Genomic DNA, 26574 nt, shown 5'->3' on the forward strand with positions numbered 1-26574 from the left:
ATGTTGACATTTACATGGCAGGCGGCGGGCATCTCGTGGTATGGTCTTCTTTTGTCTGCAGGGAGGCCAGCCATGTCAGTCATCCATGCCCACCGCGCGCCCGACCCGGCGCCCGTCGATGAACCCATGCCGGCGCCGGAGCCGCAAGAAGCGCCCGGGCACCATCCGGGGCCCGTGCACCCGGTGCCGCAGGACGATCCCGTGCCGCACCCGCATCCCAGTTAATCTCGTCAAGAAAGGCTGTTTTAGATGGCAATTGTCAAGGAAGTCTACACACGCAAAGTCAGCGGAGAATCGTTCGACTATGAACTCGATTACACCCAGGGCGCGGACGTGGCCTGGATTGCGCGCGTGTATCACGACGGCGTGCTGAAGGGCTCGCCGCACGGCGCGCTGACGGCCAACGTGCTGTCCGGCCCCGCGCTGGAACAATACCTGCGCGCGTATGTCGAAGGCATGATCGAGCGGGGGCTCGACGTGGCTGAGTAAGCTGTTTGCAGCAGTCAAACAAAAGGGCGCCGAGGCGCCCTTTGTGTTTCTGGTAGTGTCGGATTACGCGGCTGCGCCGCTAATCCGACCTACGCGCATGCACATGGAGCGTAGGTCGGATTAGTGGGGCAACGCCCCGCGTAATCCGACGACATTGTTGGCCGCCAATCTAATCAAACGCCCACGTGTACAACACGTCGAGCGCATTGTTCGTGCCCGTCTGGAATTGCAAGGTGATGCGGCGGTTCAGTTTATAACGGAGTTTCACCAGGCTCGTCGCCGTGCTGGTGCCTTGTTCGAACGTCAGGTAGGCGCGCGAGGACAGGCGCTTGCCGACGGTGACGACCGTGCTTTCCAGCCCTTGCGCCTGCGACAGGCCCACCTCATCGAGTCCCAGCGAACTGGCCAGCTTGCCCTGCAAGCCGCCGCCGGAGCCGCCGAAGAGGGCGCCTGCGGCCGTCGTCAGCAAGGCCATTTCATCGCCGGCCGCCGTTTCCGCGCCGTGGCCGAGGATCAGCCAGGCCAGCTTGTCGCTGTCCGACACGCTCGGCGTGGACACCAGCTTGGCTGTCGGCGCCTGCGCCGTGCCGCGCACTTCCACGCCCGCTTCCACGTTCGTTTCCGACAAGGCTTCGCCTTCGGGACGCTTGCGCACGGCCAGGATATTCAGCGACGGGTTATCGTAGGCGCCCGTGAAGGCGATCAAGCCCCGTTCGATCGACAGCTTTTGCCCGTAGGCCGCGTACTGGCCGCTGGTGACCTTGATGCTGCCCGTCACGCGCGGCGCGGCGCGGTTGATGACTCTGGCGCGCACATTGCCGGCCAGGTCCGCATCAATGCCCATGCCGCGCAGGTGGAAGGCGTTGCCCAGGTCGAATTCAAGGTCGATATTCAGGGGGAGTGTGGGCGCTTCCTTGCCGCCCTTGACTTCCTTGCCCAGCACCACCACGTCGCTGCTTTGCGTCGGGGTATCCTGCGGTGCCAGTTCGATCAGCGCGCGGTTGGCCTTGAACTTGCCCTCGAAGCTGAAACGCTTGTCGTTGCGCACCAGGGTGCTGTTGCCCGACAGGATCAAGGTGCGATCGGGGCGCGATAGCGCCTGCAGGCGGTCGGCCATCAATTTCAGTTCCAGGCTCGCCTCGCCATTCGCAAAGCGTACCCAGCCATCTGCCTGCACCTTGCCATCGCCGCCGTCAAAGCTCAGGCGCTGCAGTTGCAATTGATCACCGGCCAGCTTGGCTTGCAGCACGCCATTGCGCAATTTCAAGCCCTGGTCGGCCCAGTTTACCAGCAGCTTGCTGCCGTTGATGTCGCCATTCAATTGCGGTGCGCCGATGGTGCCGCTGCCGGACAGGGCCACCTTCAAGGCGCCGCCCAGTTCCAGCCCTGGCTGGCCCGTCAGCGGCGCCAGCCAGGCCAGTGTATCGATGCTGGTGGTGCCCGTCAGCGAGAGGGCGCTGTCGTTGCTGATGCGCCCGCCCAGCATTTGCACGGTGGCATTGATGTCGCTCTGGCCTGCGCGCGCGCCGTCCAGTTTCACGGCCAGGCGCAATTGCTGGTTGGCCACGTCCACTCTCGCATCGAGGGTGCGCAAGCCCAGCGCCAGCGGCTGTTCCACGCCCACCGTCACGTCGCCTTTTTCGCGGTAGATGTGCAGCATGCCGGCCAGTGATGGGTCTTTCTGCTTGGCCGTCGGCACCTGCATGTCGAGCGACCATTGCGCGCCCAGGGTCAGGTCGCTACGCGCATTGGCTTGCAGCGCCGGAATCACTTGCGCCAGATAGGTCAGCGCCACGCCGGCCGCCTGGCCGGAACTGGTCCAGCGGGGGCCGTTCTTGACCAGGCTTTGCATGGTGATGCTGCCTGCCGGTAATTTGATGACCGTGTTGCCCACGCTGATCTGTTCCGGCTGGCCCAGGCCCGCCACGCCGCTGCCGGCGGGACCGGCCACTTTGACGGGCACGGGCGCTTGCAGCACGAGCGCATAGCGGCCCTTGTTTTGCAGGCTGTCGATGGTGCCCGTCCAGCTGGCGCCGCTCTGGCTGCCGCGGATTTGCACGTTGGCGTCGAAATCGTCGTTGCGCGCCGCCAGGTTCACCGTATGGCTGCCGCGCGTGCCCGTCGTGCCCAGGCGGGCGCTGGCCAGCTTGAAGGTGGGCGTGCTGTAGCCCGTGATGTCCAGGCTGCTGACCATGGGGTCGAGCGCGCCTTGGCCGGCGCCCACGCTGGCGCTGCCTTTGATGGATTTCAGTTGCTGGTCGCCAAAGAAGGTCAGGTCACGGCCATCGAGCGTCAGTTGCGCTGCCGGTGCATCCATCTTGCCCGAGACGGAGCCGGCTGCCTGCAGCACGCCGGCAAAGCGCGGGCCCAGGGTCGACAGTTGCGGCGCATCGAGTTTCCATGTGAGCTTGTCGGTGGCGCCACCGAGCGCGCCCTTGGCCAGCAGGCTGTTCGGCCCCAGGCGCAATTCCGTATCGACGCTGTCGATGCGTTTCGCGTTGGCCGACAGTTTGGCGTAGCCGGCCAGCGGCGCATTTTGCAGGGTCGATTCGCGCAAGGCCAGGTTGAGGGCCACTTGCCAGTCGCCGCTCAGGCGGCCGTTGCCGTTGAAATCCGCATTGACGTTGCCGTTGGGCAGTGATGCGCCAAACGCGGCCGGGTTGATCTTTTGCAGGGAACCCGTCATTTTCAGTTCCGCTGTCTGCTTCGGCCCCGTCAAACCCACGTCGCCGCTGGCGTGGATGGCGCTGTCCGCTGCGGGACGCTTGCCGCTGGTCAGGCCCAATCCTTTCGCATCGGCAACAAAGCTCGTGCGCGGCTGCTGCAGGGTGCCCTGCACCACGCCACTGGCCAGCACGCTACCCAGCAAGTCGCCCTGCAAGGCGGAAAGTTGCCGCGCATCGACGTTCCAGTTGAGTTTTTCGCCGGCGCCGCCAAAGTTGCCCTTGGCCGTCACGTTGTTCTTGCCCAGCGCCAGTTGCACGTCGATGCCGCTGAAATGGGCCGCATCGGCCGTCAGCTTGCCCTTGCCGGACAACGGCTGGTCAAGCAGCTTGCTGGGGCGCACGGTGAAGTCCGCATTCGCCAGCCACTGGGGAGCCACGTGGCCGCTGGCGCGCACGTCGAGGTTCAGGTCGGCCACGGGGAAGGCGCCGAAGTCGGCAGGGTTCAGGCGGCTGGTACTGGCCACGGCCTTGAACGGTTGTTCATCCTTCAGACTGATCTGGCCCGTCGCATTGACGCTGCTTTTGCCTGCTTGCAAGGTCGCCTTGCGCAATTGCACCAAGGAATCGGCCAGGGTGGCTTCCACATCCAGGCGCAGCTTGGCTTCACCGAGTTTGGCGCGCAGGGTTTGCGTCTTGCCGTCGCTGTCGAGCACGATGTCGCCGACGATCTTGGTGCTGTTGATGCTGCTGTACATGTGCTGCAAGTCGATCTTGTCCGTGTGCAGGGTCAATTGCGCATTGCCGATGGGCGCATCGACAGCGTCGCGGTTGAGCTTGCCGCTGCCCGTGAATTTGCCCGCGTTGCCGAAATCAATGATGGCCGACTCGAGCGTGGTGGCCGTCAGGGTGCCGCCCAGGCGCGCTTCGAACTGGCGCAGCGGCAGCTTTTGCTGGTCGATGGGGCCCGGTGTGGCGTGGTTGAGGATGGCCAGCTTGCCTGACACGGTTTGCTTGGTTGGCCGCGTGTCGATGGCGGCGTCGAGTTCCAGGCTCAGGTCCGCCTGCGGCAAGGTGGCGTCAAACTTGCCCGGATTGATGTTGCGGCCACGGATATTGGCTGAGCGCAGGATGATGACGGGATCGAACGGCGCCAGCGCCAGCTGGGCGTCGGCCGTGGCCGCGCCCGCGCTGCCCTTGGCCGTCACGTTCAGCACGTTCAGGTCGCCGCCCAGCTGCAGCGCCAGGGCGGCCGGTTTTTCGCCGGCGGCGGCCTTGAGCTGCGTCAAGCCGGCCTTGCCTGACAGTTTGAATGGCTGCGTGGCGGCAATCGTCGCGCTGGCCGTGGCCTGGCCGAATGGCGTCAGGGCCGACGCGTCTTCCAGCTGCCATTGCGTCTTGTCGCCGGACAAGGTGAAGTGGATCTTTTCAAACACCGTGTTGCCGCCCGCGCTGACCAGGGTCACCTTGTCCAGGCGCGCGTCGGCAATGCCGATCTTGAACGGCGCGGCCAGGCTGGCGGGCATGGTCGACGGTTCCTCGGACGGCGCCGTGCTTTCCACGGACAGGCTGGCCACGTGCAGTTCGCTGATGGCGATGCCTTCCGAGAAGAACTGGAACGGCGACCAGTTGATGTCGATATTGTCGGCCGTGATGTGCTGCGTCTTGCTGCGGTAGCTGACGTGGCCCAGGTGCATGCGGTTGTACAGCGAGCCGGACACGCCCGATACTTCGATGTCGCCGCCGCTGGCGCTGGCCACTTTTTGCACCAGCATCTGCAAGGTCGATTCGCGGCCCAGGAACCAGAAGGCGCCGCCCAGCAGCACGGCCAGGCTGGCGATGGCGATCAGTGTGTAGCGCACCCAGCGGCGCGGTTTTTTCGCCGGCGGCGGAGGGACGGCGCCGGGCGATTCGGTAGTCATATCGGACATCAGAAAGTGAATCCCAGAGAGAAGTGCAAACGGTAAGCGTGGACGGCGTGGCCGTACGCCACGTCGACATTGATGGGGCCGACGGGGCTCTTGTAGCGCCCGCCCAGGCCATAGCCCGATTTCGGCGTCATGGCCACCTTCACGGTATCGGCCGCGTTGCCGGCGTCATAGAAGGCGGCAATGGCCCACTTCGGCTTGAACCAGTACTGGTATTCGGCGCTGCCGGTGAGCATGTAGCGTCCGCCAACCGTGGCGTCGCCTTCCTTGACGCCCAGTTCCTGGTAGGCATAGCCGCGCACCGACTGGTCGCCGCCTGCGCGGAACAGGTAGACGGCCGGCACGCCGCGTTTTTCCTTCGAACCGAGCGCGCCCATTTCGCCGCGTACGATCAGCTCGCCTTTTTCACCGAGCGGACGGTAATACACGGCCTTGCCGGCCACGCGCACGAAGCGCTCGTCCGTCAGCACGGGCAGCAGGGCGCCGCCCACCTGGGCATTGATGACATAGCCCTTGGTGGGAAACAGCAGGCTATCGAGGCTGCGCTTGGTGATGGCATAGGTCAACGGCAAGCTCTTGCTGCGCGTCTGTTCCAGGCCGACGACGGTCTTGTCTTCGCTGAGGAACTCGAACGTCAGGCTGCGCTCGAGGTTGGTGCCGCCCCAGTTGCGCTTGGCCGAGAGGGTGGTGACGGCCGTGATTTCGTTGGAAATGTCGCTGCGTTCGAACGAGGCGCCCGCGCTGTCGTTGTAGCCGCGCTCGGTTGTCGGAAAGTAGAAATTGGCGTGCGCCGCCTGTTTCTTCGTTTCCATGGTGATCGCGCTCTTGAAGCGCGTGCCCCACACGTTCAGGTTGTCATAGTTGAGCTGGGCGCGATTGCCCGTATTCGTACTGAAACCGAGACCGGCGCTGACGTTCTGCTGCTTGTTTTCCGTCACGCGCACGACCAGCGGCAACAGCGGCGCGGGGCCGCGGTTGGCGGGTTTCGTCACGGAGGCACCTTCGGCCTCGGCCGCCTGGCTTTCCTGGCCCGCTTCGATCTGTTCGCCCAGGATGCTGCTCATGTCGGCGCTCACTTCCACGCTGGCAAAGTAGCCCGTGTCCTGCAGGCGCGCCTGGAACGATTGCAGCGCCGATTCGCTGTAGTATTCACCCGGACGTATCTTGTCGAGGTTGAGGATGATGGCTTCCGGGTAGCGTTTCAGGCCTTCGATGCGCAGCTCGCCGAAGCGCAGTTCGGGGCCGCTGTCGAGCACCACCAGCAGGGAGACCTTGTGCGTTTCCGGGTCGACCACGGCTTGCGTGTCGACCAGCTGGGCGCGCGGGTAGCGCGTCTGCACGACTTCGCGCAGCAGGGCGCGCTTGGCCGCTTCCCAGTCGGACTGGCGAAACACGCTGCCCGTCTTCAGGGCCCAGCTGCGTTTCAGGGCTTCCGTATCGTAGGGTTCGCTGGCGGCCAGCGGCGGCGTGGGATCGAAGCCGCGCAATTCCAGTTCGACCTTGTCGATGGTCGCGGGCTGGCCCGGATCGACGTCGACGATGACGACGGGTTTGGCGCCCGTCGTATCGACGCGCACCGTGACGACGGGCGTGTAATAGCCGGCCGTGGCGATGAGGTTTTTGGCTTCTTCGGGCGTAGCGCGTACGAGGCGCCGCAATTGCTCGCGGTCCATGCGGGGGTTGCCGCGGAAGCGTTCCAGGTCCAGGTTTTTTTCAAGCAACTCATCGAGGTCGCCGGGCGCGTTGACCTTGACCTCGTACTGCAGCGGGGCGGGCGCCGCTTCCGTGCTGGCGGGACTGTCGGCAAGGGCGTCTTGCGGGCGCTCTTGCACCGCCTCCTGCGCGCCGGCATGGGCGATGGGAAACAGCAATATGGCACCGCCGGCGGCAGCCAGTGTCAGTTGACCCATTGCTTTTGTCACTACTTGTGCCAAAATTCGTGGTCGTATCGCCTTGCCGGCAGCCGTATGCCGTATGGGTCGTGCAGAAAACATGGTGCTCCAGATGAGTAAATGCTGACTGCATGTTACCGGAATAGGTAAACTGATGGCGGACGAATAAGTATTTTTTGCAGGGGGAATTCGTTTCCCCACGCACTATTGCAACAGATAAAAACATAGAAAGAAAATTTATGCTAGCAACGGACTCCGCACTGGTGCTGTTTAGCGGTGGACAAGATTCCACTACCTGCCTGGCCTGGGCCTTGAAGCACTATAAGCGCGTCGAAACCATCGGCTTTGATTATGGCCAGCGCCATGCGATCGAGCTGACCGTGCGCCCCGGCGTACTGCAACAGATGCGCCAGCAGTCGCCCGAGTGGGACAGCCGCCTGGGCCAGGATCACATGATCGACCTGTCGCTCATTTCCGCCATTTCCGACACGGCCATGACGCAGAACGTCGAGATCGTCATGCAGGAAAACGGCTTGCCGAACACCTTTGTTCCTGGACGCAACTTGCTGTTCATGACGGTGGCCGCCACCGTGGCGTATCGCCGCGGCTTGACGGTGCTGGTCGGCGGTATGTGCGAGACGGATTTTTCCGGCTATCCGGATTGCCGCGACGATACGATGAAGGCCCTGCAAGTGGCCCTGAACCTGGGCATGAATACGCGCTTGAAGCTGGAAACGCCGCTGATGTGGCTGGACAAGGCGCAAAGCTGGGACCTGGCGGAAGACCTGGGCGGCCAGCCGCTGGTCGACCTGATCCGCAGCGGCACGCACACGTGCTACCTGGGCGAACGGGGCGAGCTGCACGACTGGGGCTATGGCTGCGGCACCTGCCCCGCCTGCGCCCTGCGCGCGAATGGCTACCAGCAATACGCTGCGCGCAAGGCAGCAAAGTAAAAAACAGGTTGCGCCGTTTCTTCAAGCGGCGCGGCGGAGAGAGCAGCCATGCTGTGGTTTTTGCCACAGGAGCGTCTTGCCATGAAATCCCTCTTTGCCGCGCTGTACGGCCCCGCGTTCTGGGCCGGCTTCATCGGCGCCGCCAGTTATCTGATCGCGGTGTGCCACTATTCCTTCTGGGTCTTGCTGCCCTTGCTGCTGCTGGCCCTGCTCACGTCCTTTCTTGCCGAACGCTATGCGCCGTATGACGGCGCGTGGAACGACGGTCACGGCGACGGCTGGCGCGACAGCCTGCATGCGCTCGTCAATGAAGCGCTGTACCTGCTGGGTCTGGCTGCCTTTCCCCTGCTGGCCGGGCACCTGGCGCTGGGCGCATTCTGGCCTGTCCAGCTGCCGCTCTGGACGCAGCTGCTGCTGGCCATCCTGATTGCCGACTGCGGCATCACGCTCGTGCATTACCTGAGCCACCGCTATTACTTTCTGTGGAAACTGCATGCCGTGCACCACAGTGTGCAGCGCATGTACGGTTTCAATGGCTGGATGAAACACCCCTTGCACCTGTTGCTGGAAGCGGCGGGCGGCATGCTACCCTTGTTGCTGCTGGGCATACCGGAAGCTGTCATGGCCGTGCTGGCGTTTGCCGTGGCGATCCAGTTGCTGCTGCAGCACGCGAATGTCGACATGCGCATGGGCCCGCTGCGCCACGTATTCGCCTGGGCGCCGCTGCACCGTTTCCACCACATGAAGTATGGCACGGCCGGCGACGTGAATTTCGGCCTGTTTTTTACCTGCTGGGACCGCTTGCTGGGCACGGCCTTCGACGCGCCCGGCTACCGCATGCGGGGCGAAGATCTGGGCATCGGCAGCCGTCCCGACTACCCGCCCGCGTATGGGGCGCAACTGATCGAACCGTTCCGCGCGGAAGAGGGCGTGCGCGCGCCCGAGTTGCCGGCCGGCTTGAAGCAGGCGCTCAAGCGCGTCATCAATCGAGCAGCTTGACGTTGAGCTGGCGCAAGCTGCGGTCGGCGCGCACGCCGAACAGGCTGCGCATGGTGCGCGAAAAATGCGCGGCATCGGCAAAGCCGGCGCCGTGGGCCGCCTGCGTCAGGGTACTGCCGAGCAATATAAAACGGATGGCCAGGCGCAGGCGGCGCCACAGCACCAGCCGCCGCACGGGCAGGCCCAGCTGGGCGCTGAACAGGCGTTCCAGCTGGCTCAGCGACAAATGCGCTGCCTCGGCCACGGCCGCCGCGCTGACCTTGCCCGACAGCAGCGCGTCGACCTTGTCCAGCGCCCGCCGCAAGCGGGGATCGGGCAAGTCTTCGCGTGGCTGCGCCTGCAGCGCTGCGGCCAGATTGTCCAGGCTGGGCACGCCCGCGCCGCCGGCCGCCGCCAGCAGGGCCGCGCCGCCCAGGCGTTGCGGTTCCGCATAGATGGTCAGCATGGGCGCCGGTGCGCTGAGGATGGCGTGCGGGCGCAGGCTGTCGACCAGCAAGTGCCGCGCCGTGTGGACGATGCCGTCGAGCTCGGCCGTGAAGGGCGCCCCGGTGCTCAGCATCAGCTGGTGCGCATAATGGGCGTGGCTATCCGTGGCGCCCGCTGCGCCATGCAAGATGGCAAAGTCCGGCGCCAGCCAGAGTGTTCCCTGCCAGCTATCGTGCTGCAAACGCGGCTCCTCGGTGATGGATTGCGGGGCGATCATACCAGCCGGCGGAGATGGTTTTCACGGCAACGAAGTTTCCTGGCGTGCACATCGTTGCATTGACGAAATATGTGATTTTTTTCATACAATATTCAGCATTGCAAGGGCGCCCGCTGTAACGTACTATCATTCTCATCGACTACCGATGGTAATCGTGCAGCCCGCCGCCAGCCATGTTGCTGGTCGTGTAGCGGTTTGATGTCCGTTCTGCCTGTCAGCCTGTCATGCCTACACGCGCGTCTTCGTCGTGGTTTGCCCGGCCAGTGTCGCACTGGGTGGGACCGCGCGTGTTGGCCGCCCTGGTGCTGGCGCTGTGCCTGGGATTGACGTATGGCGCCTGGCGCAATGCCGACGACGCCAGCGAACAGCAGGTGCAGGCCGATTTCGATTTCCGCGTGCGCGAACTGGTTAATAACATTGTCGGCCGCATGCAGACCTACATCCAGGTGCTGCACGGGGTGCAGGGACTGTATGCCAGTTCGCAGGAAGTCACGCGCCGCGAATTCCATGCCTATCTGGCGGCGCAGCAGGTGGATCGCCACTTTCCTGGCATCCACGGCATCGGCTACCTGCCCCTGTTGTCCGGCGCCGCCCTGGCGCGGCACGAGGCAGGCGTGCGCGCGGACGGCTATCCCGGCTATGCGGTGCGTCCGCACGGCCAGCGCGACTGGCATGCGCCCATCACGTATCTGGAACCGTTAAGCGAGAGCAATCTGCTGGCCTTCGGCTACGACATCGGCTCCGAACCCGTGCGCCGCGCCGCGCTCGAGCAAGCGCGCGACACGGGGCAAGCGGCCATGACGGGCAAGATCCACCTGGTGCAGGATGGCGGCAGCGCCCAGGCGCATGGCTTCCTGGTCGTCTTGCCCGTGTATGACAATGGCTTGCTGCATGGTAGCGTGGCGCAGCGGCGCGCCGCCTTGCGCGCCTGGGTGTTTGCGCCATTTCGCATGGGCGACCTGATGGTGGGCGTGGGCGGCGAGAGCGCGCGCCAGCTGGACCTGGAAATCTATGACGGCGCGCAATTGTCCGAGGCGGCCCTGATGTATGACAGCTTGCCGGGCGCCCTGTCGTCTGCCGCCTCGGACAGCCTGGTGTCGCGGCAAGCGATCAGCATCGCCGGCCATGCCTGGACTTTGCGCGTGCGCACCATGCCGGGCTTCGATGGCGAATTGCTGGCGCGCCCTCGCCTGGTGGCCTGGACGGGGCTGCTGGCCAGCATCGTGCTAGCGCTGGCCACGTGGCTGCTGGCGGCGGGCCGCGCCCGCGCCCAGGCGGCGCTGGCGCGTTCGAGCGAACTGACGGGCCAGCTGGAGCAGGGGCAGGCGAGCGTGCTGGCGATGGCCGAGGCGGCGCAACGCAGCCAGGCCATGCTGCGCAGCATTCTCGATTCGACCATCGACGGCATTCTGGTCGACAATATCGATGGCCGCATCTTCACCTCGAACCGGCGCTTCCGCGATTTGTGGCAAGTGCCCGATGCGCTCGACTGGCAAGCCGATGGCGCGGCGCTGGTGCGCCATGTGGAAAGCCAGCTGGAGCAGGCCGCGCCTTTCCTCGGGGCACGCACCCACGCGCCACACGGCCACCGCGAGCGGCGCGACGTGCTGCACCTGCGCGATGGTCGGGTGGTCGAGCAATATGTGCGCAGCATGCAGCTGGGCAATGAGCAGGCGCGCCTGTGGACCTTCCGCGATATCAGCGAGCGCAGCCAGATGGAGCGGCGCGAGCATACTCGGCGCCAAGTGCTGGAAATGCTGGCCACGGGCGCGCCGCTGGAACGGGTGCTGGAAAGCGTGGTGCTGAGCGTGCAAGCGGACCATCCGGCCATGCTGTGCAGCATCTTGCTGCTCGATGAAAGCCGCCACCGCCTGGTGCTGGGCGCCGCGCCCAGCTTGCCCGCGTTTTTCAACCTGTCCAGCCATGGCCATGACCTCGACACCCTGCAGGGCGTGCATGGCATCGCCGCGCAAGCCCTGCGCGACGGCCTGCGCGTGATCGTCGGCGACTTGCATACGGTTGCCGATGCACAAGAGACGATGGAACTGGCGTGGCGGGCCCAGTTGCAATCGTGCTGGGCCGAACCCGTGCGTGGCGGCTCGGGCAAGCTGCTGGGCGTGCTGATGGCGTATCACCGCCAGCCCACCTTGCCGGGCGCGGCGCACCTGGCGCGGTTGAGCGAGGCGGCGCACCTGGCCGGCATGGCCATCGAACAGGCGCAGGTGGCGCTGGCCCTGCGCGCGGGCGAAGCGCGTTTCCGCAGCCTGTACGACCATGCGCCCGTGGCCCTGTGGGAACAGGACTGGTCGGCCGTGCGCGCCGCGCTCGATGCCCTCGAGCAAGCGGGGGTGCGCGACCTGGGCGCCCATTTCCAGGCCAGTCCGGACGCGCTGCGGCAACTGGCGGACCTGGTGCGCATCATCGATGCGAACGGCGCCGCGCTGGCGCAGGTGCGCGCCAACGAGGACGACCAGCGCCGCGGCGCCTTGAGCCTGGCGCAGAATTTCGACGACAGCGCCTTGCCCCGCTTCGGCGATGCGCTGCTGGCGCTGGCTGGCGGCGCCCACCTGTTCGAGTGCGAAAGCAGCTTCGTGCGTCTCGACGGGGCGGCGCGGCAAAATGAATTGAGCTTGCTGGTGATGCCCGGCCATGCGGACAGCCTCGATTTCGTCATGGTGTCCTCGCTCGACATCACCGAGCGCAAGCGCATGAATGCGGAACTGCTGCAACTGGCCACCACGGATTTTTTAACTGGCTTGCCGAACCGGCGCCACTTCATGGCGTCGCTGGAAAACGAGCATGCCCGCTTGCAGCGCGAGCTGGCCAGCTGCGCCAGCGTGTTGATGCTCGACATCGACCATTTCAAGCGCGTCAACGACGAGTATGGCCACGCCGTGGGCGACGCCGTGCTGCGTCACCTGGGCGCGCTGATGTGCCAGGCCTTGCGCAAGGTCGACGTGCCGGGCCGCGTGGGCGGCGAAGAATTCGCCATCTTGCTGCCTGGTACCGACCTGGCGGCGGCGGCCGTGTTTGCGGAACGGCTGCGCCGGCGCGTGGCGGAAAGTTCGCTGACCATCGATGGCGGCATCGTGATCACCATTACGGTGAGCATCGGCATGGCCGCCATGGCCGGTACCGATGCCGATTGCGACGCCGTGCTGGCACGCGCCGACGAGGCGCTGTACCGGGCCAAGCGGGGCGGGCGCAACCGCATCGAGCAGAATGACGGCGGCGGCGACGGCGTGCTCAGCAAGTTCATGGCACAGTGATTACAGGCTTTGCTGGCGCGCTTGCGCCTGTTTGCGGTTGCGGCTGACGATCAGCCAGACGATGGCGACGGGAATCAGCAGCGGCAGCAGCACGGGCGTGCTCAAGGCCAGCGCCAGCACCACGCACAGGGCCACCACGGCGATCAGCACCACGCCGACTCCCGCCAGGACGACGCCCGTGACGACGGCGGCGCACACCACCGCAATGGCGGCGACCAGCAAGCCGCCGCCGGCAAACACCAGGCCGAACAGCCACTCGAGCGGACCGTCGACATCGTCGCCGTTGAACTGCATGTGCATGTCGCTGCCGCTGATCTTGTCGAGGAACAGGCAGGCGAGCATGACGATGAGGACGAAGGTGAGCAATTTTTTCATGGTAAGCCTCGGTGTGTGAGTGATGGGGTCTTGCATGGTCACACTGTAGGCGCGCGCCCGGCTGGCCGCCAGCGGCGTGCGACAGGCCGTCATTTTCACGGTATGGAAGGCGCTGGCGGGGCAAAAACGCTGATCTGGAACAAGATTTCTTTTCTTGTAATGTGCGCAAGCCGTCCTATACTGAATACCTCACTCTCGCAAGGAGGGCAACATGCTTTTGTTTGCAGATACCGGGGATCAATCGCTATCCCTTTCCCACCATCGAAGCACGCGCCAGCGTAGCGCCACGCAGTCTTGCGCCGAGCCCGTCGGCGCGCCATCGGCGATACCGCCGATCATCATCAATCCCTTTAATTACCATGCGCCGCTGCCGGCCATCGACCCGCGCTGGGTACCGCCTGGCCCGCCGCTGACCTGGCCCAACCGGCCTGCCATGTCCATGTGCTGACAGTTGCCTTGGTGGCAGGCTGGCTCGTGCCGTAGGACGTGCCGTTTCGCTTCCGGCGATGCGGCACGGGAGGGCGTTTTCGACTATCATGCTAGCCCCGACCTTCCACCACGAGCACCGCCATGAGTACCGATTTCCCCGACTTTTCCGACGAAGCAGCCGAGCCAGACAATGACGCCCCGATCCAGGAGCCGCGCCTGTGGGTAGGCAACGGCTGGACGGCGAGGGTGATCAAGAATGAGGAAGATGAAGGCTGGGCCGTGGCCATGATCAAGGATGGCGAACCGGAGCCGGCCCTCGTGGGTCCGTGGACCATGGGCCGCGACAAGAAAAACCCGAAGCCGCTCGACGTGAACGCGTTCAATACCCTGGTCAAGACGGCGTCGGAAGTGCTGCGCCGCCACGAGCAGCAGCTGCATGCGCAACTGCACAAGAACCTGTTCGTCGCCACCGACGAGGGGCAAGTCAAGGTGATGTTCGACATCGTGCCCGACGAAGACCACCCGTACGCGGAACTGAGCGCCTACGACGCCGACGGCGAACAGATCGCCAAGGTACGCACCTCGGCCGCGTTCAAGTTCAATGCCACGTCAGCGGCGAACTGGATCGAGGGCGGCTACCGCCGGCCGTAATCCAACGTCACCACCCGCGCCAACAATGTGTCGGATTACGCGCCTGCGCGCTAATCCGACCTACCTCTTGCGGCATACGCGAGCCGGTACAGCAGCGGCAGGGCGTAGGTCGGATTAGGCCTGAAAGGCCGTAATCCGACGCCACCAGCGGCGTCAACAATGTGTCGGATTACGCGCCTGCGCGCTAATCCGACCTACCTCTTGCGGCATACGCGAGCCGGTACAGCAGCGGCAGCACCAGCAAGGTCAATGCCGTCGACGATAAAATGCCGCCGATCACCACGGTGGCCAGCGGACGCTGCACTTCGGCGCCCGTGCCCGTGGCGATGGCCATCGGCACGAAACCCAGCGAGGCCACCAGCGCCGTCATCAGCACGGGCCGCAAGCGCGTGATCGCTCCCTCGCGTATCGCCTCTTGCAAGGGCATACCCTGTTCGCGCAGCTGGCGGATGTAGGCGATCATCACGAGGCCGTTGAGCACGGCCACGCCGGACAGGGCGATGAAGCCGACGGCCGCCGAGATCGACATGGGGATGTCGCGCAGCCACAGGGCGACGATGCCGCCCGTCAATGCGAACGGGATGCCGCTGAACACCAATAAACCATCCTTCACGTTGCCGAACATGGCGAACAGCAAGACGAACACGAGTGCCAAGGCCACGGGCACCACCAGCTCCAGGCGTTTCGTGGCCGATTGCAGTTGCTCGAACTGGCCGCCCCAGCTGGTCCAGTAGCCGGCGGGAATGGCCACTTGCGCTTGCAGCTGCTGCGTGGCGTCCGCCACAAACGAGCCGATATCGCGCCCGCGCACGTTGGCGCTGATGACGATGCGGCGCTTGCCGTCTTCGCGGCTGATCTGGTTCGGCCCCGGCGCGACTTGCAGGCTGGCTACTTCACCGAGCGGAATGAAGCGGGCACGGCCTTCCGCCGCCGCGCCCAGGGGCAGGGCGATGGGCAGGCGTTTCAACTGCTCCAGGTCGCTGCGCAGGCTGTCGGGCAGGCGCACGACGATGTCGAAGCGGCGGTCGCCCTGGAACAGGGTGCCCGCCTCTTGCCCGCCGATGGCCGTGGCAATCGCCGCTTGCACGTCGGCAATGTTGAGGCCGTAGCGGGCCGTCTGCTCGCGGTCGATCTGCACCGTCAGCATGGGCAGGCCCGTGGTCTGCTCGACTTTCACCTCTGTTGCGCCAGGAATCTTGCCCAGCACGCCGGCGATCTTCGCCGCCGTGCTGTCGAGGACAAGCATGTCGTCGCCGAACAGTTTCACGGCCACGTCGCTGCGCACGCCGGAAATCAGTTCATTGAAGCGCAGCTGGATCGGTTGCGAAAACTCGTAGTTGTTGCCGGGTAAACTGGTGGCCGTCGCTTCGATTTCCGCCAGCAATTGCTCGCGCGATTTTCCCGGTTCCGGCCATGCATCGCGGGGTTTCAGCATGATGTAGCCGTCGGAAATATTCGGCGGCATGGGGTCGGACGCGATCTCGGCCGTACCCGTGCGGGCGAAGACGCGGGCGATTTCCTTGTGGTTTGCCATCAGCTTGCTTTCCAGCTGCTGCTGCATGGCCAGCGATTGCGTCAAACTGGTGCCGGGGATGCGCAGGGCCTGGATGGCGATGTCGCCCTCGTTCAGGCTGGGCACGAATTCGCTGCCCATGCGCGTGGCCAGCAAGCCTGACAGCACGACGGCCACGGCCGCACCCGTCAGCACGACGGGCGTGTTGCGCATCACCTTGTCCAGCAGCGGCGCATACCAGCGCTTGGCGGTGCGCATGATGGCGTTTTCCTTCTCCGCCACCTTGTCGCCTATAAACAGCGCCACGGCGGCCGGAATGAAGGTGATCGACAGCAGCATGGCGCCCAGCAGGGCGATGACCACCGTCAGCGCCATCGGCGTAAACATGCGGCCTTCCACGCCCGTCAGCGCAAAGATCGGCAGGTACACGACCATGATGATCAGCTGGCCGTACAGCAAGGGACGGCGCGCCTCTTGCGATGCGGAAAACACTTCGTGGAAACGTTCCTGCAAGGTCAACGGTCGTCCCAGTTTCTGCTGCGCATGGGCCAGGCGGCGCACGCAGTTTTCCACGATCACCACGGCGCCATCGATGATGATGCCGAAGTCCAGCGCGCCCAGACTCATCAGGTTGGCGCTGACATGGTATTGCACCATGCCCGTAAACGTGAACAACATGGCCAGCGGAATCACCATGGCCGTGATGACGGCCGCGCGGATATTGCCGAGGAACAAAAACAAAATGGCGATCACCAACACGGCGCCTTCGAGCAGGTTTTTCTTCACCGTATTGATGGCCTTGTCGACCAGCACCGTGCGGTCATACACGGTGACGGCGTGCACGCCTTTCGGCAGGCTGCGGTTGATCTCGATCATCTTTTTATCGACCGCTTGCGAGACGGCGCGGCTGTTCTGTCCGATCAGCATGAAGACGGTGCCGAGCACCACTTCGCGGCCGTTTTCGGTGGCCGCGCCCGTGCGCAATTCGCGCCCCAGCACCACGTCGGCCACGTCGCGGATGCGGATGGCCACGCCCTGCACATTGGCGACGACGATGTTGCCGATGTCGTCCTTGGAGGCCACCTGGCCCGGTGCGCGTATCAGCAATTGCTCGCCCTGCTTTTCGATATAGCCGGCGCCCACGTTGCTGTTGTTGCGTTCGAGCGCCGTCACCACGTCTTGCAGGCTGATGCCGTAGGCGGCCAGTTTTTCCGGATACGGCGCCACCTGGTATTGCTTGGCGTAGCCGCCGATGGCATTGATTTCCGTCACGCCCGTGACGTTGCGCAACTGCGGCTTGATGATCCAGTCCTGGATTTCGCGCAGGTCCGTCGGCGTGTACGGCGTGCCGTCCGGCTTTTTCGCGCCGTCCTGCGTTTCCACCGTCCACAGGTAGATTTCGCCGAGGCCCGTGGAGACGGGACCCATCTTGGGCGTGATGCCGGCCGGCAAGCTTTCCTTGGCTTCCTGCAAGCGCTCGTTGATCATCTGGCGTGCAAAATAGATGTCCGTGCCATCCTTGAAGATCACGGTCACTTGCGACAGGCCATAGCGTGACAGCGAGCGCGTCTGCTCCAGATTCGGCAAGCCGGCCATGGCCGTTTCGATGGGGAAGGTGACTCTCTGCTCGGTTTCCAGCGGCGAATAGCCGGCGGACTGGGTATTGATTTGCACCTGCACATTGGTGATATCGGGCACGGCGTCGATGGGCAGCTTTTGATAGCTGTAGATGCCCAGGCCAGCCATGGCGGCCACGGCCAGCATCACCAGCCAGCGCTGGTCGATGGCGAAGCGGATCAAACGTTCAAACATGATGGTTTCCTTTAGTTTGACGTGATCAGTGTTCGTGGCCGGCGGAATCTTTGCCCAGCTCGGACTTCAGGACAAAACTGCCTTGCGCCGCATACGGCGTGCCAGCGGCCAGACCCTGCTTGATGTGCGTCAAGGTACCATCGCTGCGGCCCGGCACCACGGGCGTGGCCTGGTAGCCATCTTTCACTTGCACGAAGACGACGGGCTTGTCTTCCACCGTCTGGATGGCTGTACTCTGCACGGTGACGGGCGCGTCCGCTTCGCCGGAGACCACTTCCACCGTGACGAACAGGCCCGGACGCCACGCCATGTCGGGGTTCAGCAAGCTGATGCGTGCCTTGGCCGTGCGTGTCTGCTCGCCCAGCAAGGCGCCTACATAGGTGATCGTGCCTTGCGCGCTGGCGTCAAATGCGGACGCTTTCACTTCCGCCTTGCCGCCCATGCGCACGGTGGCCAGGTCTTTTGCCGGCACGGCGATTTCCGCCCACACGGTCGACAGGTCGGAAATGACGAAGATGTTCGCGTCTTCCTTGACGGCTTCGCCCAGGGTGATGTGTTTTTCCAGCACCATGCCGTCGAACGGCGCGCGGATCTCGTAGCGGTTCAGCGGACCTTTGCTGGTACTCGTGGCGCCCAGGGCGCTGAGCTTTTGCTGCGCGTTCTGCACGGCGATTTCCGCTTCGCGCCACGCTTGCTGGGCCTGCAGGTAATCCTGTTCGGCCGAAATTTTCTCGCGCCACAGTTTTTCTTCGCGCTCATACGTGGAGCGGGCCAGCGACAGCCGCCGCTGCGCCGAGAGCAGCTCGCTGCGCTGTTCCGACAATTCCGTGCTGGCGATGACGGCCAGCACTTGCCCCTTTTTCACCAGCTGGCCCAGGTCCGCATGCACGGCTTCGACCACGCCGGCCAGACGCGGCACGACGTGGGCCGTGCGGTCTTCGTTGAAACGGATTTCGCCGGGCAGGGCCACCGTCGTCTTGATGCGGCCCGGCGCGGCCGTGGCGATGACGACGCCGGCTGCCTTGCTTTGTGCCGCCGTCAATTCCAGCTTGCCTTCCACTTCTTCGTGGCCATGTTCGTCTTTCTTTTCAGCATGTGCTTCCGCCTTGACTGCAGGGGCCGGTGGGGCGCCGGACTTGCCCGTGCCGAGGATGAGGGCAGCCAGCACGATACCGGCGGCCGCGATGGAGATGATGGCGATCGTCTGTTTTTTGTCGAGTTTGATGTTCATGGTCGGGGATTCCTTACAGGGGAGCTGGTGTGCCCAGCAGGCGCTCGATGTCGGCGGCGGCGTGCTGCGCTTCCGTCAGCGCGCGCAGGTATTGGTTTTTGGCTTGCAGCAAGGTGCGCTGGGCATCGAGCACGTCGAGGAAGGCGAACTTGCCGAACTCGAAACCTTTGCTGGCCGCGTCGTAGGCGCTTTGGGCGCCAGGCAAGATGTCCTGGCGCAAGCTTTCCACGTCGAGCCTGGCCGTGGCCAGCCGTTCGATGGCGGCGGCCACGTCCGTTTGCACGGCGATGCGGGCGGCGGCCAGCTCGTCGCTGGCCTTGTCGCTGCGGCGCAGGGCGTCGAGCTTGTTGCCCGCGTTGCGGTCGAATAAAGGCAGCGGCAGGGCCAGGCCGATGATGGCCTGGTTGCGGCCCAGCTCTTCCGAACGCTTCATGCCGATGCTCACCGTGACGTCGGGCGTGGCGCGCCGCTGTTCCACGTCCAGCATGGCTTGCCGCTGGGCCAGCGCGCTGTGCGCCTGGCGCACGGCCGGGGCTTGCCCCAGGCGTGCCGCCAGTTCGCTGGCCTGGGGCAGTTCCGGCAAGGTTTCCAGGCGTCCCTCGGCCACGCTGAAGCGTGGCGTGGCGTTGCCCCACAGTGCGGCCAGGCGCTTGCGGGCACTGGCCAGGGTGCTGCGGGCCAGGTTCAGTTCCAGCCGCACGCTCGCTTCGGCGACACGGGCGCGGGTTTCCTCGACGGGCGAGGCCTTGCCGGCCGTCACCCGTCGGGCCGTGATGTCGCTGGCGCGCGCGGCCAGGGCTTGCGCGCTGTCGGTCAGGCGCAAGCCTTCCTGCGCCGCCAGCACGTCGACAAAGGCGGACGTGACGGCCGCGCGCGTGTCGGCTTGCTGCAGGGACAGGCCCGCTTGCGCCAGGTCTGCGCCGCGCTGGGCGACGGCGGCGCGCGCCCCCCGTTTGCCGCCCAGTTCGATGAGCTGGTTCAGTTGCACCGTGGTGCTGCGCGTGGCGCGCCGCGTGTCTTCCAGCACGGTTTGCAGTTCCGGATTGGGCCGGGCGCGCGCCTGTTGCAGGGCGCCGCCTTGCGCCGCCAGTTCGTGGCGGGCGGCGGATAAAGTGGCGTTGCCGCCTTCGGCCAGCAGCAGCGCGGCGGGCAAGGTCAGGGGGCCGGCAGGCTCCTGCGGAGCTTGTGCATGGGCAAAATTGCCGGCCAGCAGGCCAGCGGAGAGCAATAACAGATAGATGGATCGGTGCATCGAATTCTCCAAAGTACGGAAAAAGAATTCGACGGGACGCGCAGGCCTGCGCCTGACTTACTGCGAAAAGTGATTGAAACGTCCCGTCGGCCTAGGCGGCCGACGACCAGTCAGGGCGCTTGGGAGCGTCCGGGATGTGGGAAGCGTAAAAGAAGGGAGAAGTGTCCGCGTTGACGGACGCTATGTCGCCGATGGGCAGGCTGGAGCCGGCTGGCAGCCATGCATGGCCGATGCCGTGGCAGACGTTGCAGTCGCTGTGCGGCTGGCCTTTTTTGTCGCCGGCGGGTTGCTTGTCCGCGTCGGACTCGGCCTTGTGCTGGTGGCTGTGGTGGCCCAGGTGCTGCGCCGCCTTGCCTTCCTCGTGCAGGCAATACGCGCTCGCCGCGGCCCAGGACATCTGGAGCGGAAGCACGAACAGCAGCAAAATGAGGAAGAATCGGCGCATGGTGACAGCTATTGTACAGAAAGAAGCGCTTAACGTGGCTGTGCGCGCCACGCCTTCAGTTGCGCAGCGATGGCCTTGCCCTGGAACAGTTGCGGCTCGGAATGTTCTTCCGTCTCCATGCCGCCTTCGCGGAAATCGGCCGCCTCGCGCGCGCGCACCAGCACCTTGGCCTGCTCGAACGCTTCGGCAAAGCCGGTGCTTTTGGGCAAGGCTTCCTTGAAATACGCTTCGCTGAAATAGGTAAAATCGTTCTGGTCGTCGCAGCCGAACGAGGTGCGGTCGCTGCGCGCGGCCGTGATGATGAGGGTGTTGTCATCTTTCAAGGGCGCAATGAAGCCGCCCGCATAACAGGCCGAGATCACGATGACTTTCCAGCGGATGCCGCTGTGCTTGAGCATGGTGGCCAGCTCTTGCGCGGGCAGGCTGTGCAGATCCATGCCGTTTTGCGCCAGCGCCAGTTCGTGCTCGGGCGAGCCGTGGCTGGTGAGGAACAGAAACAGGATGTCGTTGGCCTTGTCCATTTTCGCGCCCAGGGCGTCGAGGCTGGCGGCGATGCTGGTGCGCGTGGCCATTGGCTGCTGCGCCACCGTGTTGCGGCTGTTGACCAGCATCAAGGAGCGCCCCACGGTACCGTAATCGCGGTCGAACTGGCGCTGCACGAATACCGTTTCGCGGTGAAACACTTCCTGCGCGCCATCTCCAGCCACGCCCAGCAAATACAGATTGATTTTTTTCGCCGCATCGCGCGGCGCGATGCGGGCCAGGGCGCCGTCGAGCAGGGTGCGCTGGTGGTACAGGGCCAGCTCGATATTGTCGCGCGTAAGTTTATCTGCGGCCGGGTCGTCCAGCTGGCCTTCCGTCCAGTTGCCGCTGTCTTCGCGCCGGCCGTCCGCTTGCGCCACGGCATAGCGCAGCACGCCCTGGCCGTCAAACTGGCCATTCTTGAAGCCGCCCCGGTATTCGTCGCCATCGGCCGTGCGCAGCACGCCTACACCCTCGAATTTCCAGTCTTTCAGCTCGCCTTCGTAGTGGATGCCGTCGCTGGTGGTGACTTTGGCCTTGCCCTGCACCTGGCCCTGGACGAATTCGCCTTCGAAGACGGTGCCGTCCGTGTCGGTCAGCTTGCCGGCGCCGTGCGGGCGCCAGTGCTTGAAATGGCCTTCGAAGGTGGCGCCATCGGCGCCCTGGAAGCGGCCTTGTCCCTCGAAGCTGCCCTTGACGAAGCTGCCTGCATAGATTTCGCCCTTGGGCGAGGTGTAGCGGCCGAGGCCATCGAAGGCGCCCTGACGGAACGCGCCCGTGTATTCGACGCCGGACGCCTGGCGCAGCTTGCCCTGGCCGGAAAACACGCCGCGCGCAAAACCTCCTTCGTAGAACGCGCCGCTCGCGTATTCGAGCCGGCCCTGGCCATGCATCTTGCCCGCGACGAGGGGGCCGAAATAGCGTCCGCCATCGGCCGTTTCCGCCGCCGGCGCCTTGGCTGGCGCGGCGCACAGCGGCGGCATGCCCAGCGCGGCAAAGGCCAGCAGGCCGGCGAGGGTGTAGGGGCGAAGCGAGGCGCGTAGCGTGGCAGTCATGAGGACGGTCTGGTCTGTAGGAAGGGGCCTAGTCTGCCACTGTATTGCCAGCATGGCAAATGCGCGCGTGGCGTGTGTTGCTCTGCCTCAAGGCAAGATTCTGCGTTTTATGCCGTGCCAAGGCTGGGCTGAACTGATAATATTGATTTTCAGAACATATACTTGCACAAGGTACATAGTCACCCATGGAAAGCCGTCTCAGCCGCCTGGAAGCCGTTCAAACCGTGTTGCTGGAAATCGGGCAACGCTCGAGCACCTGCAGCGATATCAGCGAATTCCTGCAGGCGGTGCATGCGGCGCTGGGACGCATCATGTATGCGGCCAACTTTTACGTGGCGCTCAGCGACCACGACGACGGCCTCGTGCGCTTTCCCTACTTTGTCGATGAATTCGACGCCGCGCCTGATCCGGATGAGGGCGTACGCCTGGCCAGCGCCGCGCAGTCGCCCACGGCGTGGGTCATCGTCAATCGCAAGCAACTGGTGATGACGGCCGACGACGACGCCATGCGCGCCATCGGCGGCGGCGCCTGGGGCGGCGGCACGGCGGCCGAGCACTGGATCGGCTGTCCGCTGCTGGACCAGCAGCACCAGGTGCTGGGCGCCATCGTCATCCAGAGCTATGATGCGCAGCACCGTTTCAGCCTGGAAGACCAGGCCCTGTTCGCGCTGATCGCCACGCACGTGTCGAGCGCGCTGCAAGGCATGCAAAGCATGGACCGCCTGGAAAAGGCGGTGCAGGTGCGCACGGCCCTGCTGGCGCACGAGGTGGCCGAGCGGCGCCGCGCGGAAAACCTGCAGCATGCGCTGTATGAAATCGCCAACCTGTCGGCGCAGGCGGCCGACGCGACGACCCTGTACGCGCGCCTGCACGCCATCATCAGCGAGCTGGTGACGGCAAAGAATTTCCTGATCGCCCTGTATCACCCGGACAACAAGGACATCACGATCCCGTATTTCGTCGACGAGAAGGATGCGCAGGCGCCCGTAAAACGTTTTCACTATGGCATCGGCATGAGTTCGTACGTGCTGGCGCGGCGGCAAGCCTGCCTGCTCGATGCCGGCAGCTACGCGGCGCTGGTGGCCAGCGGCGAGATGGACGAGCCGCTGGGCAATACCGGCATCGCCAGCTGGATGGGCGCGCCCATGCTGCTGGGCGAGCGCAAATATGGCGTGATCATCGTGCAAAGCTATGACGAATCCGTCGTGTATGGCCAGGCCGAACTGGACGTGCTGGCCTTCATGGCCAGTCACGTGGCCGTGGCGATGGCCCGCATTCAGGCTGACAGCGCCATGCGCCGGGCCAAGGAAGCGCTGGAAGAGCAGAACGCGGCCCTGAACAGCGCCCTGAGCGCCTTGCAGGAAGCGCAGTCGGAACTGGTGCGTCAGGAAAAGCTGGCGTCCCTGGGGCGCCTGGTGGCGGGCGTGGCGCATGAAATCAACACGCCGCTGGGCATTTGCGTGACGGCCACCAGCCACCTGGTGCAGGAATTGAAACTCACGCGCGAAGACATGGACGGCGGCCAGCTCGATGAAGACGGCTTGCGGCAGTTTTTCGACATCATCGACCAGACCCTGCGCATCATGACGACGAACACGCAGCGCGCCGCGGCGCTGGTGCGCAGCTTCAAGCAGGTGGCCGTGGACCAGTCCTCGGACGAATTGCGCAGCTTTAATTTGCGCAAATACCTCGATGAAGTCCTGCTGTCCCTGCAGCCCAAGCTGAAGGGCAAGCCGATCAAGGTGGAGATCGACTGCGCGCCCGAGGTGCAGCTGCGCAGCTATCCGGGCGCCGTCTCGCAGATCGTCACGAACATGGTGGTCAATTCACTCGTGCATGGCTTTGCCGAAGGCGAGCCGGGCAAGATCAAGATCAGCGTGCGCACGGCCGGCGAGATGCTGGAACTCGACTACAGCGACGACGGCATGGGCATGGACAGCGCGACCCTGGGCCAGCTGTTCGACCCCTTCTTCACGACCAAGCGGGGTTCCGGCGGCAGCGGACTCGGTGCGCATATCCTGTACAACCTGGTGACGGGACCGCTGGGTGGGACGGTGAAGGTGGTTAGTGCGCCGGGGATGGGGTTGCATTACAAGATACGTTTTCCATTAGAACCACGTAGGTCGGATTAGGCCGCAGGCCGTAATCCGACGCCGGCGGCCAAAAATGGCGGGCCGGAGACGCGGGCCTGAGAAAATGCCGATGGCGGCGTTGCAGCTCCTTGCCGTACATGCGTACTGTCTGCGTCGCTGCGCCTTGCCCTCGACATTTTTCAGGCCCGCTTGGCCCGGAGAGCCTGTGTTGGGGGCTTGGGCCGCAGCGTGGTTTGCTGGTTTGCCGGTGTGCGTATCGCTCAGCGACGTAGGTAGGATTAGCGGCAAGGCCGCGTAATCCGACAACATTGTTGACGTGGCCGGTGGTGATGTCGGATTACGCGCAAGCGCTAATCCGACCTACTAATCCGGGAAGCGCTTGTTCAGCGCAAGCGCTTCATCGAGATTCTCAATCAGCAACTCCACATACTGCGGATCGAGGTGGCTGCCGCTCACTTCGCGCAGGTAGCTGACCACGCGCTCCAGGGGCCAGGCGTCCTTGTAGCAGCGCTTGTGCATGAGGGCGTCGAAGACGTCGGCCACGGCGGCGATGCGCGCGTATTTGTGGATGTTGTCGCCCACCAGGCCTTGCGGGTAGCCGCTGCCATCGTATTTTTCATGATGCTGGTGGGCGATCACGGCGGCCGCCTTCAGGAGCGGGCGCTGCGAACCGTCGAGGATGGACATGCCCACCGTCGGATGCTGCTTCATGATTTCCCACTCGGCCGCGTCAAGCTTGCCCGGTTTGAGCAGCACGGCGTCGGGCGTGGAGATTTTGCCGATGTCGTGCATGGGCGCCGCGTGGCGCAGCACCATGGTTTCCTCTTCCGACATGCCGGACGCCTGCGCCAGCAACTGGCACACTTCGGCCATGCGGCGCACGTGATTGCCGCCTTCGTGCGAGCGCGATTCGACCACGTCGCCCAGACGCAGGATCAGCTCGGCCTGGGTATCGGTGATTTCCTGCGTCAGCAGGATGTTGTCGAAGGCGATGGCCACGCCGGAGCAGAATACTTCCAGCAATTGCGCATCGAGGTCGGAAATTTCTTCCACGCCTTTGAGTACCAGCAAGGAGGCCTTGCCGCTGCTGTTGGGAAAGTAGCCGACATAGGTGTCGCCGTGCAGGCGCGAGATCTTGTTGCTCTTCGCATGGTCGAGCTGCGACAGCAGGGAAGGGCTGAGGATGCCATCGTCCGTGTCGCCGATCTGCGCGAGAATTTCGTAGTCTTGCTCGCCCGTGATGGCGCTGGCGCCACGCAGGCGCAGCAGCATGCTCGTTTCCAGGCGCAGCAGGGCGACGACTTGCTGCAGCAGGCCGCTGGCGAAGTCGCGCAGGTTGCGCTGTTTGAAAATGTGCGCCGAAGCGGCGATGACGCGTTCGAGTCCTTCGCGGTAATGGAGCTGGGCCTGGCGCGCCTCTTCCACCTTCATGATGTCGCGGTAGGCGCGCAGGGCGGCAAAGGTGGTGGTAAACAGCTTGGTGCGGTCGAGCTCCGTCTTTTCCTTGTAGTCGTTGATGTCGTAGTTGACGATCACGCGTTCTTCCGGCGCCTGTCCCGGTTGTCCCGTGCGCAGCACGATGCGCGTAAACTGGTTGCCCAGGTCTTCGCGCATCCAGCGCGCCACTTCCAGGCCGCTGTCTTCGCGCTCCATCACTACGTCGAGAAACACCAGCGCGATGCCTTCTTCGCGCGCCAGCACCTGCTTGGCTTCGGCGCCGCTGTAGGCGTGCACGAAACTCAGGGCGCGGCCTTCCAGGCGAAAACGGCTCAGCGTCAGTTTGGTGATGTCATGGATGTCGGGTTCATCGTCGACGAGCAGGACTTTCCAGGGGGGTAACTTGGGTGAGGCTGAAGACAAAAATGACATAAGGGCGAGTTCCGCTAAAAGGCATAACTGACGCAATGCTGAGACGCCCGCGCCAGGCTAGCCTGTGCGCCACTACTGGCGTTGCGCGTTTTTCGGGCGCATTTTATCGATTGTAGACTGACGGCTTAGTATTAACAACAAGCAAGAATAATTGACTAAATTCATGCAACATGCATATCAAAAAAGCACTTTAAATCCCTGTTGGCGACACCATCTATACTTTATCGCTTAGGCAACTATATTTTCAAGACAATACTTTGTTTTAATTAATATTGCCAATGAATCTGTAAAAAAGTCTGTGGCCTAAGCCATGTTCGTTGCGCTGTGCAAGAAAAGTAACAATGTATTAGTTTCTCTTTAGAATGAAACTCATTGCGTTATAGTAAAACGTAAACAATGGCCGGAGTGCCATCCACATTCTTGAAAGGACT

General features: G+C 64.1%; 18 protein-coding genes. 8 read left to right on the forward strand and 10 right to left on the reverse strand.

Features of this window, described 5'->3' with window-relative positions; genetic code table 11:
• Positions 1-72 precede the first annotated feature (72 nt).
• Together P9875_RS04070 and P9875_RS04075 are read left to right on the forward strand one after the other, a co-directional pair.
• Positions 73-225: a hypothetical protein gene (locus P9875_RS04070; RefSeq protein WP_168208500.1), complete on the forward strand. Its 153-nt coding sequence runs from the start codon at positions 73-75 to the stop codon at positions 223-225.
• Between the two features lie 24 nt (positions 226-249).
• Positions 250-489, forward strand: coding sequence for a hypothetical protein (locus P9875_RS04075; RefSeq protein WP_034753464.1), 240 nt, complete (start codon positions 250-252; stop codon positions 487-489).
• Between the two features lie 169 nt (positions 490-658).
• Here the strand turns inward: P9875_RS04075 and P9875_RS04080 are convergent, their stop codons facing one another.
• On the reverse strand, positions 659-5074 hold the full coding sequence (locus P9875_RS04080) for a translocation/assembly module TamB domain-containing protein (protein ID WP_341353816.1): 4416 nt from the start codon (positions 5072-5074) through the stop codon (positions 659-661).
• A gap of 8 nt (positions 5075-5082) precedes the next feature.
• Positions 5083-6990, reverse strand: coding sequence for an autotransporter assembly complex protein TamA (locus tag P9875_RS04085; protein WP_278317640.1), 1908 nt, complete (start codon positions 6988-6990; stop codon positions 5083-5085).
• Positions 6991-7211: 221 nt separating this feature from the next.
• Between P9875_RS04085 and queC the strand changes: the two genes are divergently transcribed.
• Complete coding sequence (gene queC / locus P9875_RS04090; RefSeq protein WP_278317641.1) at positions 7212-7925, forward strand: 7-cyano-7-deazaguanine synthase QueC; 714 nt, start codon at positions 7212-7214, stop codon at positions 7923-7925.
• A gap of 81 nt (positions 7926-8006) precedes the next feature.
• A complete protein-coding gene (locus tag P9875_RS04095; RefSeq protein ID WP_278317642.1) occupies positions 8007-8924 on the forward strand; it encodes a sterol desaturase family protein in 918 nt (305 codons plus the stop codon).
• Here the strand turns inward: P9875_RS04095 and P9875_RS04100 are convergent.
• A complete protein-coding gene (locus P9875_RS04100; RefSeq protein WP_176390737.1) occupies positions 8908-9627 on the reverse strand; it encodes a helix-turn-helix domain-containing protein in 720 nt (239 codons plus the stop codon). The genes P9875_RS04095 and P9875_RS04100 overlap by 17 nt on opposite strands.
• A gap of 224 nt (positions 9628-9851) precedes the next feature.
• Between P9875_RS04100 and P9875_RS04105 the strand changes: the two genes are divergently transcribed.
• On the forward strand, positions 9852-12896 hold the full coding sequence (locus tag P9875_RS04105) for a sensor domain-containing diguanylate cyclase (protein WP_278317643.1): 3045 nt from the start codon (positions 9852-9854) through the stop codon (positions 12894-12896).
• Here P9875_RS04105 and P9875_RS04110 read toward each other — a convergent pair whose 3' ends face one another.
• Entirely contained in the window at positions 12897-13271 is a 375-nt protein-coding gene (locus P9875_RS04110) for a hypothetical protein (protein WP_278317644.1), read from the reverse strand.
• Positions 13272-13482: 211 nt separating this feature from the next.
• Between P9875_RS04110 and P9875_RS04115 the strand changes: the two genes are divergently transcribed.
• Positions 13483-13719 (forward strand): hypothetical protein, encoded by a 237-nt coding sequence (locus P9875_RS04115; RefSeq protein WP_152598828.1) that lies wholly within the window; start codon positions 13483-13485, stop codon positions 13717-13719.
• 122 nt (positions 13720-13841) lie between these two features.
• Entirely contained in the window at positions 13842-14351 is a 510-nt protein-coding gene (locus P9875_RS04120) for a hypothetical protein (protein WP_035824298.1), read from the forward strand.
• Between the two features lie 184 nt (positions 14352-14535).
• Here the strand turns inward: P9875_RS04120 and P9875_RS04125 are convergent, their stop codons facing one another.
• The 5 genes from P9875_RS04125 to P9875_RS04145 form a co-directional block, all read right to left on the reverse strand.
• On the reverse strand, positions 14536-17676 hold the full coding sequence (locus tag P9875_RS04125) for an efflux RND transporter permease subunit (protein ID WP_278317645.1): 3141 nt from the start codon (positions 17674-17676) through the stop codon (positions 14536-14538).
• Positions 17677-17701: 25 nt separating this feature from the next.
• Complete coding sequence (locus P9875_RS04130; RefSeq protein ID WP_278317646.1) at positions 17702-18907, reverse strand: efflux RND transporter periplasmic adaptor subunit; 1206 nt, start codon at positions 18905-18907, stop codon at positions 17702-17704.
• Positions 18908-18920: 13 nt separating this feature from the next.
• Entirely contained in the window at positions 18921-20159 is a 1239-nt protein-coding gene (locus P9875_RS04135) for a TolC family protein (RefSeq protein ID WP_278317647.1), read from the reverse strand.
• A 91-nt stretch (positions 20160-20250) separates the two neighbouring features.
• The gene (gene czcI, locus P9875_RS04140) at positions 20251-20604 is read right to left on the reverse strand and encodes a cation efflux protein, CzcI family (protein ID WP_035824308.1); all 354 of its coding nucleotides are present in this window, start codon (positions 20602-20604) and stop codon (positions 20251-20253) included.
• Between the two features lie 29 nt (positions 20605-20633).
• Positions 20634-22181, reverse strand: a complete 1548-nt coding sequence (locus P9875_RS04145) for a C13 family peptidase (protein ID WP_278317648.1) — start codon at positions 22179-22181, stop codon at positions 20634-20636.
• A 185-nt stretch (positions 22182-22366) separates the two neighbouring features.
• On the opposite strand from P9875_RS04145, the gene P9875_RS04150 reads away from it, so the two are divergent.
• Positions 22367-24313, forward strand: coding sequence for a GAF domain-containing sensor histidine kinase (locus P9875_RS04150; protein ID WP_278317649.1), 1947 nt, complete (start codon positions 22367-22369; stop codon positions 24311-24313).
• 324 nt (positions 24314-24637) lie between these two features.
• Here P9875_RS04150 and P9875_RS04155 read toward each other — a convergent pair whose 3' ends face one another.
• Positions 24638-26143, reverse strand: coding sequence for a DUF3369 domain-containing protein (locus P9875_RS04155; RefSeq protein WP_278317650.1), 1506 nt, complete (start codon positions 26141-26143; stop codon positions 24638-24640).
• Positions 26144-26574: the final 431 nt, after the last annotated feature.

The sequence above is a fragment of the Janthinobacterium rivuli genome, from assembly GCF_029690045.1.
GTDB lineage: Bacteria > Pseudomonadota > Gammaproteobacteria > Burkholderiales > Burkholderiaceae_D > Janthinobacterium > Janthinobacterium rivuli.

What these genes read in the sequence shown, in the direction of transcription:
- P9875_RS04070 (WP_168208500.1), top strand. Translation starts at nt 73, where the DNA reads ATGTCAGTCATCCATGCCCACCGCGCGCCCGACCCGGCGCCCGTCGAT.
- P9875_RS04075 (WP_034753464.1), top strand. Translation starts at nt 250, where the DNA reads ATGGCAATTGTCAAGGAAGTCTACACACGCAAAGTCAGCGGAGAATCG.
- P9875_RS04080 (WP_341353816.1), bottom strand. Translation starts at nt 5,074, where the DNA reads ATGACTACCGAATCGCCCGGCGCCGTCCCTCCGCCGCCGGCGAAAAAA.
- P9875_RS04085 (WP_278317640.1), bottom strand. Translation starts at nt 6,990, where the DNA reads ATGGGTCAACTGACACTGGCTGCCGCCGGCGGTGCCATATTGCTGTTT.
- queC (WP_278317641.1), top strand. Translation starts at nt 7,212, where the DNA reads ATGCTAGCAACGGACTCCGCACTGGTGCTGTTTAGCGGTGGACAAGAT.
- P9875_RS04095 (WP_278317642.1), top strand. Translation starts at nt 8,007, where the DNA reads ATGAAATCCCTCTTTGCCGCGCTGTACGGCCCCGCGTTCTGGGCCGGC.
- P9875_RS04100 (WP_176390737.1), bottom strand. Translation starts at nt 9,627, where the DNA reads ATGATCGCCCCGCAATCCATCACCGAGGAGCCGCGTTTGCAGCACGAT.
- P9875_RS04105 (WP_278317643.1), top strand. Translation starts at nt 9,852, where the DNA reads ATGCCTACACGCGCGTCTTCGTCGTGGTTTGCCCGGCCAGTGTCGCAC.
- P9875_RS04110 (WP_278317644.1), bottom strand. Translation starts at nt 13,271, where the DNA reads ATGAAAAAATTGCTCACCTTCGTCCTCATCGTCATGCTCGCCTGCCTG.
- P9875_RS04115 (WP_152598828.1), top strand. Translation starts at nt 13,483, where the DNA reads ATGCTTTTGTTTGCAGATACCGGGGATCAATCGCTATCCCTTTCCCAC.
- P9875_RS04120 (WP_035824298.1), top strand. Translation starts at nt 13,842, where the DNA reads ATGAGTACCGATTTCCCCGACTTTTCCGACGAAGCAGCCGAGCCAGAC.
- P9875_RS04125 (WP_278317645.1), bottom strand. Translation starts at nt 17,676, where the DNA reads ATGTTTGAACGTTTGATCCGCTTCGCCATCGACCAGCGCTGGCTGGTG.
- P9875_RS04130 (WP_278317646.1), bottom strand. Translation starts at nt 18,907, where the DNA reads ATGAACATCAAACTCGACAAAAAACAGACGATCGCCATCATCTCCATC.
- P9875_RS04135 (WP_278317647.1), bottom strand. Translation starts at nt 20,159, where the DNA reads ATGCACCGATCCATCTATCTGTTATTGCTCTCCGCTGGCCTGCTGGCC.
- czcI (WP_035824308.1), bottom strand. Translation starts at nt 20,604, where the DNA reads ATGCGCCGATTCTTCCTCATTTTGCTGCTGTTCGTGCTTCCGCTCCAG.
- P9875_RS04145 (WP_278317648.1), bottom strand. Translation starts at nt 22,181, where the DNA reads ATGACTGCCACGCTACGCGCCTCGCTTCGCCCCTACACCCTCGCCGGC.
- P9875_RS04150 (WP_278317649.1), top strand. Translation starts at nt 22,367, where the DNA reads ATGGAAAGCCGTCTCAGCCGCCTGGAAGCCGTTCAAACCGTGTTGCTG.
- P9875_RS04155 (WP_278317650.1), bottom strand. Translation starts at nt 26,143, where the DNA reads ATGTCATTTTTGTCTTCAGCCTCACCCAAGTTACCCCCCTGGAAAGTC.